Origin of the sequence: Spirulina subsalsa PCC 9445, assembly GCF_000314005.1 — a bacterium.
Taxonomy (GTDB): domain Bacteria; phylum Cyanobacteriota; class Cyanobacteriia; order Cyanobacteriales; family Spirulinaceae; genus Spirulina_A; species Spirulina_A subsalsa.
Window position 1 is genome coordinate 633,980 of the sequence record NZ_JH980292.1, and the last position, 18,352, is coordinate 652,331.

Sequence of the window (18,352 nt, forward strand, 5' to 3'; positions counted from 1 at the left end):
TGGGCAGGATTATTCCCTTGCCACACAGCCTTGTAGGGGAGTGCCTGTTCTGGTAAAATTCCCTTGAAGTCCCTAGGACTAAATACCTACATAAAGTTGGGCTGCGTTTGTTGTCATGAACAATGCAGTTGTGGGGGTTGCTTGGGTTAAGTTCTTATGACGGCCGAGCGTACAACAAACGGGACAAGCTCTAGGCTTTTGCACTGAACTTCTTGCTGAAGGCTATTTAAGATAATTAGTTTTGTAATAGAGGGAACGTATGATCACTCAATCAGACCGTGTGGTTGTCATTGGAGTCGCAGGTGACTCAGGTTGTGGAAAATCTACTTTTTTACGTCGCTTAACGGATTTGTTTGGCGAAGAGTTTATGACGGTTATCTGTTTGGATGACTATCACAGTTTAGACCGCAAGGGTAGAAAAGCGGCCGGGGTCACGGCGTTGAATCCCAAGGCGAACAATTTTGACTTGATGTATGAGCAGATTAAGGCGCTCAAAGAAGGCAAGGCAATTGATAAACCGATTTATAATCACGAAACGGGGGAAATTGATCCTCCCGAACGCATTGAGCCGAATAAGGTGATTGTGGTGGAAGGACTACACCCTCTGTTTGATGAGCGGGTTCGTAGTTTGATTGATTTCGGAGTTTATCTGGATATCAGCGACGAGGTGAAAATTAACTGGAAAATCCAACGGGATATGGCGGAACGGGGTCATACCTATGAGGATGTCATCGCGTCGATTAATGCCCGGAAGCCTGATTTTAGCGCCTATATTGAGCCGCAAAAACAATATGCGGATGTGGTGATTCAGGTTCTGCCGACTCAGTTGATTGAGGATAAGGAGAGTAAGTATCTCCGGGTACGTTTAATTGAGAAGGAAGGAATCCCTCACTTCAATCCGGTTTATCTGTTTGATGAGGGGTCTACGATTGACTGGCGGCCTTGTGGACGGAAGTTAACCTGTAATTATCCGGGGATTAAGTTGTACTATGGGCCGGATAGTTTTATGGGCAATGAGGTTTCTATTCTTGAAGTGGATGGGAAATTTGATAACCTCGAAGAGATGATTTATGTGGAAAGTCATCTGAGCAATACTTCGACTCGTTACACGGGCGAGATGACGGAATTGTTGCTGAAACACAAGGATTATCCGGGTTCTGATAATGGGACGGGGATGTTCCAGGTGTTGGTGGGTCTGAAGATGCGGGCGACTTATGAGGCGCTGACCAAGGAAGCGGAAGGCGATCGCAAGGTAGCTGCTCAAGTCTAGAGGAATTAAACCACACGAGTCGGAATGACGGTCATGGGGGTGTAGCAATGCACCCCCATCTATTATTAAGGGATTCAGTGCTGGGAGTGAGTTATGCGGGTTTGGATGGTGAGTTTTGGTCTGTTGTTTGGACTGGTTGAACTCTACGGTTGGTTACAGTCGGTGACGGTGCCGTTGTGGGTTTATGTGGGGGTGGGGGTGTTTTTGGCGATCGCATCCAATCGGGAGTTTATTCCTCGGTCCTTGTCCTTGGATGAGGAGCGCAAGGAGCAGTCCTTGAAGATTGATAACTAATAATTAATAATTAAGGCTTGCTAGAACTATAAATTCCGCTTGAGGTTATTTAATTCCTGCTCAATTTCCCACTCGCGAAAACGGTCTTCTACGGAATCCACACCTTGAGGGGGGCGATTGTAGGGGACTCCCTGATTCCAACCGGAGGTAGAACTGTTGTTACTTTGGGGAGGGGTTTGCTGGACTTTTTTGAGTTCCGCTTGTACTTCTTGGCGTTTGTGCCGTGTTTGTTGGAGGAGTTCTTCGGCTTTGGCGAGACTTTCCCCGACACTGGCCCGTTGTCCCCAAAGTTGGTTTCCTTGGCGGAGGAGGGCGGCTTTTCGTTCTTGGGCGCTTTGGGCGAGGTCTACTCGTCCGGCGGCTTCGGCTTTGGCGATGCGCTGATGCCAGCGTTTAATATCTTCTGCGATCGCCAATATCTGATCTTGTAGTTGTTGCTGTTGGCTTTTGAGGTCACTAATGAGCCGTTGAGTTTTGATTTCCTGTTCTCGTAATTGTTCTTCAATGGCTTGCAGTTCTAGATGAGGATTATTTTTTAAAAACTCATCCAGTTGAGATTCCAGAAAGCGGCTAACATCGTCAAAAATACTCATGATAGGAATAGGGAACGGGGAACGGGAATCGGGAGTCGGGAGTCGGGAGTCGGGAGTCGGTGTAGGGGCGCAATGCTTGCGCCCTAGGGTGTCGGGAATCGGGAATCGGGAATCGGGTGTCGGGAAAAGGCAATAGTCAAAAGTTTTAGCTATTCCCCTGCTCCCCTGCTCCCCTGCTCCCCTGCTCCCCCTTCCCCTTCCCTTAATTTCACCCATTCACTTGTACAGCCGTTAACGCTAAAACCGCTTGTTGAGTGGCGAGGTGAATCAGCTTGATTTCATTTTCATCAGGCTTGGCAGAAGTCGTCCACTGAAGGGATAACAGGGCCAACATTTTTCCCCGATAGATGAGGGGGAACACGAGATGCACTTGTACCCCGGTGCTAGTGTACTGTTCCGCCCCTTCCGGTGGTGATCCTGCGGTGGCCAGCCAAACTTGAGATTGTTGGGAACGGAGGACTTCAGCCACTAAGGGATCATTTTCAAGAGTAATGGGGGGATCTCCTTGGGGGGCATACTTCCCTTGTAGCCCTAATTGGCCATTGCTGACTTTTTGCAAAATACAACCATCGGCGGAGAAACTTTGATTAAAGGCTTTGGCGAGGGGGGGGAGACAGTCATCAGGAGAGGTGAACTCTTGGGCGACTTGGGCGATCGCAGATAATAGAGTAGCCTGTTCATGGGCGCGCTTGAGTTCATCGGTGCGCTGTTTCAACAAGTCATAGGTTTCTGCGGCGCGTTCCACCACCACCTTTAACTCGTTGGGATCCCAGGGTTTAGTAATATACTTATAAACCTGACCCGAATTAATCGCTTCGACCAAATCCTCTACGTCTGTAAAGCCCGTGAGAATAATCCGTACCGTGTCGGGAAAATCCGGCACAGTTTTACTTAAAAACTCAGTCCCCTTCATTTCCGGCATTCTCTGGTCAGAGATAATAACCGCCACTTCTCCCTCTTGTTTAAGAACATCTAGGGCGCTTACTCCACTATCGGCTTTAAACACCCGGAAGTCTCGGCGAAAGGTGCGATAGAGCAGATCGAGATTATCCGGCTCATCGTCAACAACCAGCATTTTAGGTTTCTTTTTGCGTTCCATGCTCTTGATCTGGCGCGTTACATTATCGAGATCGGCGAAAATATTACTCATAGGGATATGTCATAGCGAGGGCTGACTGGGCAGATTATCAGAGATTGACATGGCTTACTACACCTCTATACTCAGGTCAAACCATTATGCAGCCCTGAAGGTCTGAGTTTCTTTCTAATCTACCCCATTGGTATTTTGAATACACCGGGATGGTCCTCGTTGATTCCCAATTCACACAGTTGTTCAACCGAGTTGATACCCAAGTCTAATTTTATCGTGGGATTGTAGAATCTTGTGCCATAAGGGGGGGAATTCCCAGAATTTCTAGAAATTCTCTACTCAGGGCAAGGGGGGACAACGGTAGAGTTGGTAAGGGAAACCGAGGCGATGATATTCTGAATCATCCATGACACAGACGACTTGATTGGCTAAGGCCAGTTGGGGGGGATAGGTTTCTTTGACCATACCGGGGGCCATAAACCAGAAAATTTCGGGATGGGTGGCCAGTTGTGCGATCGCCGGCCATACTGTGTGATAATCTTCCTCCACAGTCATCAGGGCTACCTCAAGGGTAGGTTGAGGGGGAGGTAATCGTTTCAAGGCTAAACCATAACTTAAACCCACGGCGAGGGTTAAAGTGTCAAAATAAGCCATGATAAAGAGCATTTTTCCCCCCGAAGCGGTGAATTGTTGGGCAATGAGTTCCGGGGCGTAGGGTTTTTGAAAGGCGAGATTGTACAGGGTGCAGAGACTACTAACGGTTCCCATGCCCAATAACAGCCAAGCGGCTAGGGGAAACAGCCGCCTAGAGGCTTTCGGGAGTGCTGGGGGTAAATCTGGCAAAACTACCGTGAAAGCCACCCCCAAGACGGCGCAAAGGGCGGGAAAATACACGAAATTGTAGCGGGGAGCAATGCTGATATCTTTGCCCAACCCGTAGATGATCAAGAAAAATTGCAGCAGTACCCAGAAAATGTAACTGAGGAGGAGGAAAAGGCTGGGATGGGCTTTTAACAGGTGTAGACGGCGGATGGTAGCTTGTATTGCCCAAATCACACAGATTAGGGTCAGCAAGGCGGCGGGAATTTGTACCCAGAGGGGTTGATTTTCCACTGGGAGACTGACCAGAAAAACCGTCCATCCGGCTAAAGTTTGGGTCACAGGGGAAATGAGATCCGGTCGTCCCAGCCAACTGGTTTTAGGGCTGGTGGAATGGGCTAGGATGAGGGGCAACCAGGGCAATAACAGGCTAAAGGGTAAACAAAATACTAATCCGGGCCAGACAAAACTCCGCCAAATTTTGCCCATCCAGCCCCGATGTTGGTAGAGGACGACCAGAAGGGTTAAACCTTGGGCAACGAGGGCGAGAGCGCCAAAATAATGGGCATAGAGGCTTAAAACGCTGGTACATCCCCAGCCCAACCATAACCCTAATCTGGGGGGGTGTTGTTGTTGGATATCTTGGCAAATTTTCAGCCAATAACAGAGACTGAGGGTAATTAAGACGAGGGGGAAGGTATAATGGCGGGCTTCTTGGGAGAGGTAGACGGCAAAGGGAGAAACCGCCATCACTGACGCGCCAAGGAGTGCGGCTTTTTTGTCAAAGGCTAAACGATTGAGGAGATAGAGGGCGGCGATCGCAACTACGCCAAAAACCGCCGATAAAGCCCGCAATTGCCACTCTAGGGGCATCCCCCAACCTTGCAACATCACTAAACTCTCATGCAGCACACAGAAAAATAACGGGGGATGGGTGGATTCCGTCGCCAAAGTTCGGGCAATATCTAAACAACTCGCCTCGGGATTTAGCCGCAAGACATTTTGCACCTCCGTTAAGGACAAAACCTGATTCACCGGAACCGTTTGGAAACTTTGGCCTAAGCTAAAAATGGCCGTGATCACCTCATCCACCCACAGAGGCTTACTCTCCAGTCGCCAAAACCGCAAAACTGCGCCAAAAGTTAGGATTAAAGTCAGGATTAGGTAATGCAAAACCAGTTCTTTTTGATCGGTTAACTATGCTTCTGTTGACTATGGTATAGTATCCACCATTCTTGATTGAATGACGACCAACTTTGTAGCTTAATGGTGTGATTTTGTCAAGAGCAGCCGGATAATATTTTTAAACCCTAGCACTCCTAGCGGATCTTAACGCTAATCCCACCCCTCGCCTACCTTTTCCTCACCCTCTTAATGCTCTACTTCCGCAGACTGGTTAAGTTATTGACAACTTCCAAGGAAAACCAAAACTTTTTAAATTTTTTACACCAGATTGAAAGTCTGGTGTCTAAACTCTTAGCTTTATTAATGGTGGTGGTGATTTTTTTCGCCATCTACGAGTTGTCTATTTTTCTCTTTACAGAGCTTTTTGTTGGGGCTTCTACCCCTTTTGTTGCCCAATTATTTAAAGTCTTTGGTCTGTTTTTAAACATTTTAATCGCCTTAGAAATTCTAGAAAACATTACCGCCTATCTACAAAATAACGCCATTCAGTTGGAGTTAGTCATCATGACTTCTCTGATTGCCGTTGCCCGAAAGATTATCATTTTTGACATTGAGAAAAAATCCAGTGGGGATTTAATTGCCATGTCTATCGCGGTGTTTTTGTTGGCGTTGAGTTATGCCATTGTTCGGTCACATAATCGCAAGTAGGACAACAGCCCAAAGTTCACATCTCATTAGGGTCTGAGGATGTCAATTTAGAGCAGATCCTGTTGAAGGCTTAGGAATGGTATAGCATTTTCGTGACTCATGAGGTAGACCTTTGTTAGACGCTCTGTTCCCTGTTCCCTCAAACTAGAGACTCTGTACCTCACCAATAGGGAAATTGCTATAGCTAAACGCCATAGCGTCGGATATAGTCGAGAATACCATCTGCGATCGCCTGAGCCATTTGAGAGCGAAAACTAGGATTCCGTAACCGTGCCGCATCAGCACTTCCCGTCACAAACCCCACCTCCACTAAAGCCGCAGGCATAGCCGTATTCCGCAAAACGTAGAAATTGGCCTGTTTTACCCCTCGGTTATTCATCCCCGTTTGGCGGATAATTCGGCTTTGAATACTTTCGGCCAACCGATAACCCCCTGTACTCCCCGGATGGTGGAAGGTTTCCGCCCCATTCACCGTCGGACGATTCCCCGCCGAATTGGCGTGAATACTCACAAATAAATCTGAACGATTGCGATTAGCCATCGCCGCCCGTCCCTCTAAGGTGACAAAAGTATCATTAGCGCGGGTCATCTGTACCATCACCCCATTTCGTTCTAAAATCCGGGCGACTTCCTGAGAAATCGGTAAAATCACATCGGATTCTCGTAAACCGCCAATACCAACAGCACCGGGATCTCTGCCTCCATGTCCGGGGTCAATGGTCACTCGGACTCGACTGTTAGACACTGGAGGACGAGGGGCGGGAGTGGGGGCGGGAGGGGGTGGGGCGGGAGTGGGTGGGGTGGGCTGAGGATTGACGGGAGGGGGAACCTGGACGCTACCTGTGGGAGGTTGGGGGGTATTGACCACAGGATTAGCCACAATGGGGCTGGGGGTATCATCGCGAATCGCCATCATGCCCCCCAAGGGAACGATGGCTACTCCCCCACGACTAACCGAAGCAATCCAGTCTGGGCTATCTTCGGTGACGTCTAAAGTAAGGCGGGTGATGGGGGGGGATACAGAGGCCTGTTGTGCGGTGACTTGACGGACTCCGTAGCGGCCAATGGCTTGGCTTCCGGCTTGGGATAGGGCCAGGCCATCTAGGTCGATGAAAATTTGTCGGCGATCGCGGCTACGATTAACCAAGACCCTAGGATCTGCGCTTTGACTGGAGTCAAACCGCCAAAACAAACCATTCTGGGTAATTTGTAACCCCGCTAAAGAGGCCCCCGCACTGCTGACATTGGACACCAAACGAGTAGGATTGGGCAACTCTACCGTCCATTGATTGGGGGTTCTCCCCACCACTCGCACCCCATTGGGATCAATAGCATAACCGGGGGCAAATTCCACCACTAAACGGGCAGTATCGGCATTAAATTGACCTGCTCTGACACTTTGAACTACCCCGCCCACATTTTGATTCATGGTCGCTCGTCCTAAACGAGTACCGGGTAAATCAATCACTAAACGGCTAGGATTAGCAATAACTTGGGCGCGAGGTTGTACCCTAGCATCGGTGTTAAAAGTTAGGCGATTTTGGTGACTATCAAATTGCCAAGAAACTAAATTAGCTGCGTCTGCGGTAGAGGCACATAGGAGGGTTGCGCCTGCTGTCATTGTCCCTAAAATAAGCCAGTGAGATTGCATGAGAAGAAGATTAAACCTTTTGATTGACAACAAGAGAACGTCAGCCTGAGCCTTAAGAATAAGACCAATAGAAAGAAGTTTGTAGGGAAAATTATACCTCTACAAATTTGAGCTAGTCAGCCTTTTTGCTTTCTGATTCAGTTCTTTAGTTTAGACGGCAAACTGATTAAAAAGATTCCTATAAATAATTTTTTATCCTGCATTTGGCTGATGAAAGTTACCCCCAATCGACTTAAAATCAAGACGGGGCATATAGCCAACTACCTAAGTCGTGCAAAAAATGCTTGCCTGTCATCAAGATAGGACAATAGCCCAGAGTTCACGTCTCATTAGGACTAGCTATATATTTCCTTGGCAACCCAAGGAAAAGAAGGTTAAGAGGGGATGAATGGTGACTCAACATTCTCCTCTTTCGAGGGGTTTGGGGCAAAACCGGAACGTTTCAGTTCTTGCAGTCGCTTGTGTCGGGAAATCAAGCGCCAGCCTTCTTGCAACAGACAAGGTACACTAAGAGAACAGCCTCTCGTCCGTTATGCCAACGCCTTATGAAATTTGCTTTTATTATTGACCCCATTGCTCAATTAGATCCGGGTCACGATACCAGTGTAGCTCTGATGGAAGCCGCTCAAATGTTGGGGCATGAGGTTTATATTACCGAAGTTCAACAGTTGAGCGTCGTACAAGGGGAAGCTTGGGCGCTGTTGTCTCCCGTTTCCCTAACTCCCGTTGAATTGGTGGGGGAACGCTGGATGACTTCTAAATCTTGGTATGAACAAGGCCACGGCACCCTGCAACCACTCACCACAATGGATGGGGTTTTCATGCGCAAAGATCCCCCGGTGACGGTTCCCTACCTCTACACTACCCAGATTTTAGACCTGATTGATCCCAACAAAACACGGGTTCTCAACCACCCCCGAGGCCTACAAGCGGCTAATGAGAAACTGTACGCTTTGAACTTCCCTAGTGTGATTCCTGAAACCATTGTCAGCCAAGCCAAAAGCGTGATCTTAGACTTTGTAGCCCAAAAGGGAGCGGCAGTGTTGAAACCCTTGGGGGGGAAAGGGGGCGAGGGAATTTTGTTCTTGGAAGCAGGCGATCGCAATCTCAATTCCCTGATTGAAGTTAGCACCAAATGGGGACAAGAACCTGTCATGGTGCAACAGTACCTCCCAGCGGCCCGTGAAGGGGACAAACGGATCATCTTACTCGATGGTCAACCCATCGGAGCCGTGAACCGCATCCCCACCGGCCAAGAATTTCGCGGCAATATGGCCGTCGGGGGGCGAGTCGCTAAAGCCGAGATTACCGAGCGAGATCGGGAGATTTGCGCCACCGTTGCCCCCTCCCTTAAAGCGGATGGTTTATACTTTGTAGGGTTAGATGTCATTGGGGGCTACCTGACGGAAGTGAATGTCACCAGTCCCACCGGAGTGCGAGAAATTGACCGTTTAGATGGGGTATCTTTAGGGAAACAAGTCATTGACTGGTTAGCTCATCGTCGGGAAGCCCCGCACTGTACGAATGTCAGTGTCGGCATGAAAGACGGTTAATTGAGGGGTTCGATGCCCCGAAAATTAACCAACAATCATTTACTAGGGAGTGACGATTTATCCCTAGATATTTTATAATAGGTTCAGGTCAATCAGCTACTATTCGTGTTAAACCTCAACTATTGCTACAGAATTTATCCAGATGCCAGTCAAGAAAAAGAATTACTTGACTGGCTAGAAATCTGTCGAGGGGTATATAATTATGCCTTGGCTGTTCGCGTTCGCGTTCGCGTTCACTTCGTGACGCTTCGCGAACGCGAAGCGTTGCGTAGCAAAGCGTTGCGTAGCAAAGGAAAATCTCTAGGGATTGATTTGGGACTTGAAAAGTTTATAGCAACATCTCAGGGGGAATTAATAGCTAGACCTAAGTTTTTCTTGGAACTTCAAAGTCAGCGTCTAGGGGGATGTTGTGTAAACCTACCCTTGATGCTGGCTTTGGGGGTTTTCTAGAGGTATTAAAGCACGTGGCTTGGAAACGAGATGTTTATTTGGAGAAAGTTGATGCTAATTTCACTAGCCAAATTTGTCCGAGTTGTGGTGTAGTGACTGGTAAGAAAGACTTGTCTCAACGAGTGCATGTTCACTTCGTGACGCTCCGCGAAGTGAACGCGAACGGGGATGTCCCTAAAAAGACATCTAGAGCCTCCCGTAGAAACAGGAAAGCCTCATAGTGATATGGGGAAGCCCGCACCGTACCCCTAGGGTCGGTGTCGGGAGGATGTCACTTGAGTGGTGCCAATCAGGTCGCTCTGTGTGAACTCGCTTTTCGTTTGCATCTACTCCTCCTCAATGCCAAACCGCAATAATTTCATTGCGATGGCTTCAGGAAATTGAGCGAAAATAGGAATAGCTTCAATGGGAAACAGCCTGAGTGGGGAGGAGATGAGAGTGAGTCGCGATCGCGCAGCGTCTCGGAAAGAGAATCGCCAAGGGAAACCCCCACATCAGGCTAAAACCGCATCAGGACAACGCCGAGACTCTTTGAGTCAACAGATCACTCGACGGGTGATTCTCCTGAGCTTAACCGCTTTACTCGGCCTCCTCACGGCCATGTCCTTGGGCCTAACCACCAGTGTAGAACGGGTCAAACGTAAACTAGACCGCGCTGGAGCCCAAGCTGCCCGCAATGTGGATTTAGCCCTCCTAGACATTAAAAGTGATTTAGTCGCAACCAGTGCCTCCCTCGGTGTCAGCAACAACCGTGGTCAAATCATCCAGACGATGTTGCAACGCAATCCCGAATTTTTCGCCATTTGGCTCACCACCCCAGACGGTACTATTCTTGAACAGCATCATCAAGGTGCAACGGTTCACCCCTTCACCCGCCATGAAAACCTAGAAACCTACTCCCACAAAGCTGTTCAACTCAGTCCCATTCAATTTGCAGACAATTCCCCCTATATTGATTTAAGTACACCTGTTCAGAATGCTGCCTGGGACTCCCTCGGCACTCTCACCGTGCGCGTGGACTTAATGGCCTTGTGGACTCTAACCGGACACATTCGACCCAGTGAGGCTGGATATGTGTATCTCACCGATGACGAGGGGCAAATTATCGCCATTGCTGAACGACGCTCCCAACAACCCAATATTTACTTAAAAGACGTTGTGGGACGTTCTCCCCTAGAGATGAGTCGTTCTGGCTTTAATGGCTACCGGGGCGTAATTGGCCGCATTGTGGTGGCTTCTGTGCAACGTTTAGAAGTGGTGCCTTGGTTTGTGGTGGTTGAACAACCCGCCGGAGAATTTGCCACGGCTTTGTTATTAGTAACGGTTCTCTGGCTATTCGTTTTATTGGCTGTTTTGGCACTGGTTTTTAATATTCTGGCGTTTACCCAACGGCGGATCGTTTTTTCCCTGTCTATGCTTCAGGAAACCGTGCGGCGCTTGAGTCAGGGCGAATGGGATTCACCTTTAGCGATCGCCAATCGTGATGAACTCGGAGAACTCGCCCAACTCCTACAACAAATGTCCCACCAGTTACAGGAATCTTTCGTACAGTTAGAAGCCAGTAATACCCAAATGCGCCAACTGAACGCCGCCTATGAGCGCTTTGTGCCGAATCAGTTTTTACGCTTCCTTGAAAAAGACAGCATCATTGAGGTGGAATTAGGCGACGCGGTAGAAAAAGAAATGTCTGTACTTTTTGCAGATATCCGCAACTTTACCACCTTTAGCGAGCAAATGACCCCGGCCGATAACTTTAAATTTCTCAATGCTTATTTATCTCGCATGGAACCGGCTATTACACAAAATGGTGGATTTATTGATAAGTATATTGGGGATGAAATTATGGCACTTTTTAGTGGCAGTGCTGATGATGCAGTACAAGCGGGGGTGTCTATGTTAAAACGTCTAGCCTCTTACAATCAACATCGTCATAAACGAGAACGAACCCCCATTAGTATTGGCATTGGTATTAATACAGGTCATTTAATGTTAGGCACCGTGGGCGGCAATCGACACATGGATGGGACGGTGGTGAGTGATACAGTTAATTTAGCCTCTCGTTTAGAACGTCTTACCCGTTTATATCGTGTTTCTTTGTTAATTTCTCATCAAACCTTTTTAAAACTCTCCCATCGTTCAGAATATGGTATCCGGTTAATTGACCGGGTGATTGTTAAAGGAAAATCAGAACAGGTTTCTGTGTTTGAAGTCTTTGATGCCGATCCCCCAGATGTGTATGAGGGAAAACAGAAAACTAAAACTCGGTTTGAGCAAGCTTTACTGTGTTATTATATGGGAGATTTACCCCAAGCTGTTCAGTTATTGGCGGAATGTTTAAGTGTTAATCCTCAAGATTCCGTCGCACAAATTTATTTAGAGCGTTGTTATGATGAGCAAGCTTTTAATTAGGGTTGGCTGAATCAGTCTGATCGTGAGGCTAGGGAATGGGGAATAGGGGAGTCGGGAATCGGGAATCGGGAGTCTGGGAACTCTCCCCCCCTGTTCCCTGAAGAGAGGGAATCGGTGTAGGGGCGCAATGCTTGCGCCCTAGGGAATCGGGAAAAGGCAATAGTCAAGAGTTTTAGCTATTTCCCTGCTCCCCTGCTCCCTTGCTCCCCTGCTCCCCCCTGACTCCCCGTTCCCTGTTCCCTGTTCCCCACCCAGAGTAGAGTTATATTGCTACGCAACGCTTCGCGTTCACTTCGTGACGCTTTGCTACGCAACGCTTCGCGAACGCGAACGCGGAGCGTCACGAAGTGAACAGCAAGCCCCAAATATTAACTAGGTAGGGTCTGCTGAATAACACCAGATGCTAGGCTCAACAAGGGAACAGGGAACTCTTAACAGGGAACAGATCATCTAAAACTGGCACGATTGCCTATTCCCGACTCCCGACTCCCGACTCCCGATTCCCCAACTCTCGGACTTATTCAGCAAGCCCTAGGTATTCTCCCTCGCTCATTGCCCCTAGAAGACTGCTACAATACAAGACGGTCAACGCCAAAACAAAAGCTTATGGGCAGTACATTCGGACATCTCTTTCGCATTACCACTTTCGGAGAATCCCACGGGGGAGGAGTCGGTGTTGTGATTGATGGCTGTCCCCCCCGCTTGGCAATCTCTCGCGACGAAATCCAGTTTGAACTTGACCGCAGACGACCGGGACAGAGTAAGATTACCACTCCCCGGAAAGAGGCGGATCAATGTGAGATTTTGTCGGGGGTGTTTGAAGGGAAAACCCTAGGGACTCCGATTGCTATTTTAGTCCGCAATAAAGACCCTCGCCCAGCCGATTATCAGGAGATGGAAACCACCTATCGCCCCTCCCATGCCGATGCAACCTATGACGCGAAATATGGGATTCGCAACTGGCAAGGGGGAGGGCGGTCTTCGGCACGGGAAACCATTGGACGGGTGGCGGCTGGTGCGATCGCCAAAAAAATCCTCCACCAAGTCGCTGGGGTGGAAATTGTCGCCTATGTCAAGCGAATTAAAGACCTAGAGGCGGTGGTGGATAGTAACACCGTCACCCTTGAACAAGTGGAACAGAATATTGTGCGCTGTCCGGATGGAGAATGTGCCGAACGGATGATTGATGTGATTGACCAGGCCAAACGCGATCGCAATTCCCTCGGCGGAGTGGTCGAATGTGTCGCCCGTCGCGTCCCCCGAGGTCTGGGTGAACCCGTCTTTGATAAACTAGAGGCCGATCTGGCCAAAGCCATTATGTCCCTCCCAGCTACTAAAGGCTTTGAAATTGGCTCCGGTTTTGCTGGAGTGTTACTCACCGGAAAAGAACATAACGACGAATTTTATATTGATGAACAGGGGCAAACTCGCACCCTCACCAATCGTTCCGGAGGGATTCAAGGAGGAATTACGAACGGCGAAAACATCATTCTCCGAGCCGCATTTAAACCAACTGCTACAATAGGTCAAGCCCAGAAAACGGTGACAAACACCGGGGAAGAAACCACCCTAGCCGCCAGAGGGCGACATGACCCTTGCGTTTTGCCTAGGGCTGTGCCTATGGTAGAAGCAATGGTTGCCCTTGTGTTATGTGACCACCTGCTACGTCATCAGGGTCAATGTGCCACACTCACGCCTTGAATGTCCCATGAAAAATAACTCATCTTCTGGATTTTTTGTAAGATTTTGGGGAGTCCGAGGCAGTGTCCCCTCACCTGGCCCGGAAACCGTCCGCTATGGCGGGAATACCTCTTGCGTTTCCATGGAAATTGGGGATCGACAACTGATTTTTGACGGGGGAACCGGGTTACGCCTCTTAGCAAGACATCTCTATGACTTGTACCATGAGCAACCCCTCAAGGCCTGTATGTTTTTTACCCATTACCATTGGGATCATATTCAAGGGTTGCCCTTTTTCTTGCCCCAATTTAACGCCGAAGATTGCTTTTATATTCATGGACAAGTTCCCCAAGAAGGGGAAATCATGAAAATGGAGCGGCATTTTCGGGATCGAGTGTTACATATTAACTCCCCGGTTCCGGTGGCGGATATTCAAGCCCAATTAACCTATCATGATATTGTCTGCGGGGAGACGTTTAATCTTGATGACATTGTGATTGAAACCAAGCCCTTAAACCATCCCAATGGAGCAATGGGTTATCGCGTTTCTTGGGGCGGTCATACGGCGGTATATTGTACCGATACGGAGCATTTTCCCGATCGATTGGATGAGAATGTGCTACACCTTGCCCGGGATGCAGATGTGTTTATTTACGATGCCATGTACACCGATGAGGAGTATCACAATCCCAAGTCTCCCAAGGTGGGCTGGGGCCATTCTACTTGGCAGGAAGGGGTGAAAGCGGCTAAGGCGGCCGGGGTTAAACAGTTAGTTGTGTTCCATCACGAACCGAATCACAGTGATGATTTTCTGGATAAGGTGGCTGAAGAGGTGGAGGAAGCGATGCCCGGTAGTGTATTAGCGAAGGAAGGGATGAAACTTTGTGTGATCTCAAAAGAGGTGAAATAATAGAGCCATTCCCAGATGGGTTTCGAGTTGTTGTTTTGAGGGAACGGGGAACAGGGAACGGGGAACAGGGAGTCAGGGGAGCAGGAGGAGAGGGGGAGAATTGATAATTATTCCCGATTACCGATTACCGATTACCGATTACCGATTACCGACTCCCAACTCCCGACTCCCGACCTATTCAGCCAGCCCTCGTTAACCCTTGATCCTTTTTTTGAGCCATACCTTAGTCCCTCCATCATGTCTACCGATTTCTCCGGTCAAAATCTATGCGGTGCTTCCTTCCAAAATCAAGATTTACGCGGGGCAGACTTTAGCCGTGCAGATGTGCGCAGTGCGGACTTTCGGGGAGCCAATTTAGCCGAGGCTAATTTTAGTCACGCCCGCACGGGATTACAAGGGCGTTGGGCGTTGACCTTGATTGTGGGCTGTGGTCTGTTGTCGGGATCTTGCGCCCTCATTTCTGCGTTTATGGGCAGTATTGTTTTTAATGTGCTGCAAAATCTCCACCCGGGGGATATTTTAATTGGGGTGGTGGAGGTGGTGGTGTTGGGGATTTTCTACGGGATGACTGTACGCCAAGGTTTGCCCAAGGCGACGGGGGCGCTGGTGGCGATGGGCTTCTGGGTGGTGATTTTGGCTTGGGCGACGGCCTGGGCAGGGGCAGGGGCGGGGTCAAATCCGGTTATTATTGCCGTTATTATGGGGGTGGCCTTAGCGATTGGGGTGGGGACAACCTTGGGGGTGGCGGTGTCGGCGGCCTTGGCTATGGCGGTGGCGGGTTTTGGGGCGGTGGCAGCGACGGAATTGTTGGCGCTGCTGGGTACTATTCCGGGGGCTATGGCGGGGGCTAATGTGCAAATCGGGACTATTCCTCTGCCGGGTAATGAGGTGAAATTGCTCTCCCTGATTTGGGCGGGGGTGGGGGCGATGGTGGGAACTTATGTGGGCTGGCAGGCGTTATCGGGCGATCGCAAACAAGCCTTTATTTATAACCTCGCCATTGCCCTAGCTGCCATTAAAGGCACTAATTTCCAAGGGGCGAATCTCTCCTATGCTAATTTTTACCAAGCGGAATTAAAGGGCCTAGACCTCCGTCGGGCGGTTCTCACCCGGACTCAATGGTTTCGTCTTAAACGCTACAGCCTAGTGCGCACCGGGAACACTTACTTACAAGATGCCCAGATTCGTCGCTTACTTATCACGGGTCAAGGTGCAAGTCAAGACTTTAGACATAAAAATTTACAAGGAGTCTATTTGGAGGGGGCGAATTTAGCCCAAGCGGACTTTACCGGGGCGGTGTTGAGTTATGCCAACTTGGTCAATACAGACTTAACGGGGGCGATTTTCAAGCAAACGCAACTGGACGGGGCGGACTTAACGCGGGCTTCCCTAACGGGGGCTTATTTGGAAGATTGGGGGGTGACGAATACCACCCGTTTAGATTTTATTGACTGTCAGTATGTGTTTCTTCATGTTCCTACTCCGGAACAGCCTAATCCGCGCCGCAAACCGGATAATTACCGGGAAACCTTTGCCCCGGGGGACTTTGTGGAGTTTATTAAGCCCATTTCCCACACTTTAGACTTGTACCATACTCAAGGGGTCGATCCTCGTTCTATTGCGATCGCCTACAAAAAACTAGAGGAATTGTATCCCGAAGCCTGTCTAGAATTAGTCGCCCTGGAAAAACGGGGGCAGAATCTCCTGTTGCGGGTTAAAACGGCTGAAGTGGTGGATCATTCCCTGTTGAGTGCAGAATATTTCCACACCTACAACCAGTTCAAATTCATGCCCGACCATAGTATTGGCTTGTCAGGGATTTTAGAAGGCGATCGCGTCCGCAACCTCGAAACCATGATTTTAACCGCCCTCACCCGTCCCCCCAGTCCTCGAAATACTGACCCTTGGGCCGTCTTTGGCAGCGAAAAACCCACCCCCGCCCCCCCCGAAACCCTCCTCACCCGCACCCAGCGCCTGACCCACCATGCCATCATCGGCCTCCAGTCCACCAACACCCCCAAAGCGCTCAAACTCGCCGAATTTCTCCAACAATTACAAACCATCCTAGTCGCCACCTCAGAATTTAGCGAAGAGGATCAAATCACCGCCCTTGAACAAATCCGCATCCTCGCCGAAGTGGGGCTAGAGAATCCCGACAGTAGCCACCGCAAAGCCGCCAAAACCGCCCTCCATCTCCTCAAGGGCAGTTTCATGGACTTATCTACTCCTGCGCCCTTAATGGATGCCTCGGAAGTCTTACCGAAGATTGCCACCTTATTGGGTCTGGAACTCTAAGGGATCAACGCCGTGATCAACGCCTAATGGCGATCTAAGGTTATTTCACTAGGGGATCTCGCTTATTTCTCCGTTTTTGTCGGTTGTGATCAACGCCTAATGGCGATCTAAGGTTATTTCACACTTTTGTTCAGGATTTTAATGATTCTTATGAGCAAGTGATCAACGCCTAATGGCGATCTAAGGTTATTTCACAGAGAATGAGAATCGGCAGGGCGGATAATTTTTATGTGATCAACGCCTAATGGCGATCTAAGGTTATTTCACACAAAAGACAAGACAGAATAATTGAAAAACGAGTTGTGATCAACGCCTAATGGCGATCTAAGGTTATTTCACAATCGGCAATCAAGCTGGCGATCTCGCACTCCAAGGGTGATCAACGCCTAATGGCGATCTAAGGTTATTTCACCAGAATCGCTCTCGCAGACAGCCAATCGCCCTTTTGTGATCAACGCCTAATGGCGATCTAAGGTTATTTCACTTAAAAAATAACTACCATCGGGTAACGCTGGGATGCGGTGATCAACGCCTAATGGCGATCTAAGGTTATTTCACGTTCGACAGATTCAACGGGGGGTTTAAATTCTTCGTGATCAACGCCTAATGGCGATCTAAGGTTATTTCACGTAGTAAATTCGGCTTTGGGACACCCGTTTGTTAGGTGATCAACGCCTAATGGCGATCTAAGGTTATTTCACTCAAGGACAGTGGTAAATAGGAATTTATTCACCAAAATGTGATCAACGCCTAATGGCGATCTAAGGTTATTTCACCCGAACCCGTGGAGATTGCCCAAACCGCGACTGCAACGTGATCAACGCCTAATGGCGATCTAAGGTTATTTCACTTAGCCCTAGGTCAACAAGCGGCAATGGAGGGGATTGTGATCAACGCCTAATGGCGATCTAAGGTTATTTCACACGCACCCTCCCTAGATAGCTTACTAACTGGAAGTGTGATCAACGCCTAATGGCGATCTAAGGTTATTTCACTCTCCCGCTTTTGTGGAGGTACTCGGACTCTGATACGTGATCAACGCCTAATGGCGATCTAAGGTTATTTCACTTTAGTATGCGTTGGTATATTGGAGAGCCTCGTCAGTGTGATCAACGCCTAATGGCGATCTAAGGTTATTTCACTTACACGGGGGTTGTCCCCCCGAAAAATTGTACTATGTGATCAACGCCTAATGGCGATCTAAGGTTATTTCACGGTAGAGGTTAGACTTTGCCCCTTTAAAAACCTAAATGTGATCAACGCCTAATGGCGATCTAAGGTTATTTCACTGCCTCAGCACTGCTTTCCGTCCTAAATCGAAAGTGATCAACGCCTAATGGCGATCTAAGGTTATTTCACAACCTCAGAGCGTCGTAGTAGGCTTCAATCGCCAGTTGTGATCAACGCCTAATGGCGATCTAAGGTTATTTCACGACTTAATCAGAAAAGCCTATGCGGGTTTTTACTTGGTGATCAACGCCTAATGGCGATCTAAGGTTATTTCA

General features: G+C 48.8%; 13 protein-coding genes, 2 pseudogenes and 1 CRISPR repeat array (1 of these 16 only partly in view). Of the genes and pseudogenes, 11 read left to right on the forward strand and 4 right to left on the reverse strand.

What is annotated here, in order from left to right:
• Positions 1-259: 259 nt before the first annotated feature.
• Together SPI9445_RS0103290 and SPI9445_RS0103295 are read left to right on the forward strand one after the other, a co-directional pair.
• A complete protein-coding gene (locus SPI9445_RS0103290; RefSeq protein WP_017303295.1) occupies positions 260-1,270 on the forward strand; it encodes a phosphoribulokinase in 1,011 nt (336 codons plus the stop codon).
• A 93-nt stretch (positions 1,271-1,363) separates the two neighbouring features.
• The gene (locus tag SPI9445_RS0103295; RefSeq protein WP_017303296.1) at positions 1,364-1,564 is read left to right on the forward strand and encodes a hypothetical protein; all 201 of its coding nucleotides are present in this window, start codon (positions 1,364-1,366) and stop codon (positions 1,562-1,564) included.
• 26 nt (positions 1,565-1,590) lie between these two features.
• On the opposite strand, the gene SPI9445_RS0103300 is transcribed toward SPI9445_RS0103295, so the two are convergent.
• Positions 1,591-2,157, reverse strand: coding sequence for a TIGR04376 family protein (locus tag SPI9445_RS0103300; RefSeq protein ID WP_017303297.1), 567 nt, complete (start codon positions 2,155-2,157; stop codon positions 1,591-1,593).
• On the opposite strand from SPI9445_RS0103300, the gene SPI9445_RS30295 reads away from it, so the two are divergent.
• Positions 2,156-2,293: a hypothetical protein gene (locus SPI9445_RS30295; protein WP_164674458.1), complete on the forward strand. Its 138-nt coding sequence runs from the start codon at positions 2,156-2,158 to the stop codon at positions 2,291-2,293. The genes SPI9445_RS0103300 and SPI9445_RS30295 overlap by 2 nt on opposite strands.
• 72 nt (positions 2,294-2,365) lie before the next feature.
• Here SPI9445_RS30295 and SPI9445_RS0103305 read toward each other — a convergent pair whose 3' ends face one another.
• Together SPI9445_RS0103305 and SPI9445_RS0103310 are read right to left on the reverse strand one after the other, a co-directional pair.
• Entirely contained in the window at positions 2,366-3,307 is a 942-nt protein-coding gene (locus SPI9445_RS0103305; protein WP_026079496.1) for a response regulator, read from the reverse strand.
• 279 nt (positions 3,308-3,586) lie between these two features.
• Positions 3,587-5,239: a glycosyltransferase family 39 protein gene (locus tag SPI9445_RS0103310; RefSeq protein WP_164674459.1), complete on the reverse strand. Its 1,653-nt coding sequence runs from the start codon at positions 5,237-5,239 to the stop codon at positions 3,587-3,589.
• Between the two features lie 201 nt (positions 5,240-5,440).
• On the opposite strand from SPI9445_RS0103310, the gene SPI9445_RS0103315 reads away from it, so the two are divergent.
• Complete coding sequence (locus SPI9445_RS0103315) at positions 5,441-5,899, forward strand: phosphate-starvation-inducible PsiE family protein (protein ID WP_017303300.1); 459 nt, start codon at positions 5,441-5,443, stop codon at positions 5,897-5,899.
• A gap of 184 nt (positions 5,900-6,083) precedes the next feature.
• Here the strand turns inward: SPI9445_RS0103315 and SPI9445_RS0103320 are convergent, their stop codons facing one another.
• Positions 6,084-7,520 carry an N-acetylmuramoyl-L-alanine amidase gene (locus SPI9445_RS0103320; protein WP_202803630.1) on the reverse strand — a complete coding sequence of 479 codons (1,437 nt, stop codon included), beginning with the start codon at positions 7,518-7,520 and terminating at the stop codon, positions 6,084-6,086.
• Between the two features lie 575 nt (positions 7,521-8,095).
• Here SPI9445_RS0103320 and gshB point away from each other — a divergent pair.
• The 7 genes and pseudogenes from gshB to SPI9445_RS24195 all read left to right on the forward strand — a co-directional run bounded on the left by gshB (position 8,096) and on the right by SPI9445_RS24195 (position 16,847).
• Positions 8,096-9,103: a glutathione synthase gene (gene gshB / locus SPI9445_RS0103325; RefSeq protein ID WP_017303302.1), complete on the forward strand. Its 1,008-nt coding sequence runs from the start codon at positions 8,096-8,098 to the stop codon at positions 9,101-9,103.
• A gap of 105 nt (positions 9,104-9,208) precedes the next feature.
• A pseudogene (locus tag SPI9445_RS31920) lies at positions 9,209-9,271 on the forward strand (helix-turn-helix domain-containing protein); the annotation flags it as partial.
• 114 nt (positions 9,272-9,385) lie between these two features.
• Positions 9,386-9,774: pseudogene (locus tag SPI9445_RS31310) on the forward strand (zinc ribbon domain-containing protein); the annotation flags it as partial.
• Positions 9,775-9,958: 184 nt separating this feature from the next.
• Positions 9,959-11,962 (forward strand): adenylate/guanylate cyclase domain-containing protein, encoded by a 2,004-nt coding sequence (locus SPI9445_RS27255; protein ID WP_017303304.1) that lies wholly within the window; start codon positions 9,959-9,961, stop codon positions 11,960-11,962.
• Positions 11,963-12,568: 606 nt separating this feature from the next.
• A complete protein-coding gene (aroC, locus tag SPI9445_RS0103340; RefSeq protein ID WP_017303305.1) occupies positions 12,569-13,663 on the forward strand; it encodes a chorismate synthase in 1,095 nt (364 codons plus the stop codon).
• Between the two features lie 7 nt (positions 13,664-13,670).
• Positions 13,671-14,552 (forward strand): MBL fold metallo-hydrolase, encoded by an 882-nt coding sequence (locus SPI9445_RS0103345; RefSeq protein ID WP_017303306.1) that lies wholly within the window; start codon positions 13,671-13,673, stop codon positions 14,550-14,552.
• Between the two features lie 237 nt (positions 14,553-14,789).
• On the forward strand, positions 14,790-16,847 hold the full coding sequence (locus SPI9445_RS24195) for a pentapeptide repeat-containing protein (RefSeq protein WP_017303307.1): 2,058 nt from the start codon (positions 14,790-14,792) through the stop codon (positions 16,845-16,847).
• Between the two features lie 12 nt (positions 16,848-16,859).
• Positions 16,860-18,352: direct repeats of the CRISPR family, unit length 37 nt; unit sequence GTGATCAACGCCTAATGGCGATCTAAGGTTATTTCAC; it runs 1,153 nt beyond the window's last position.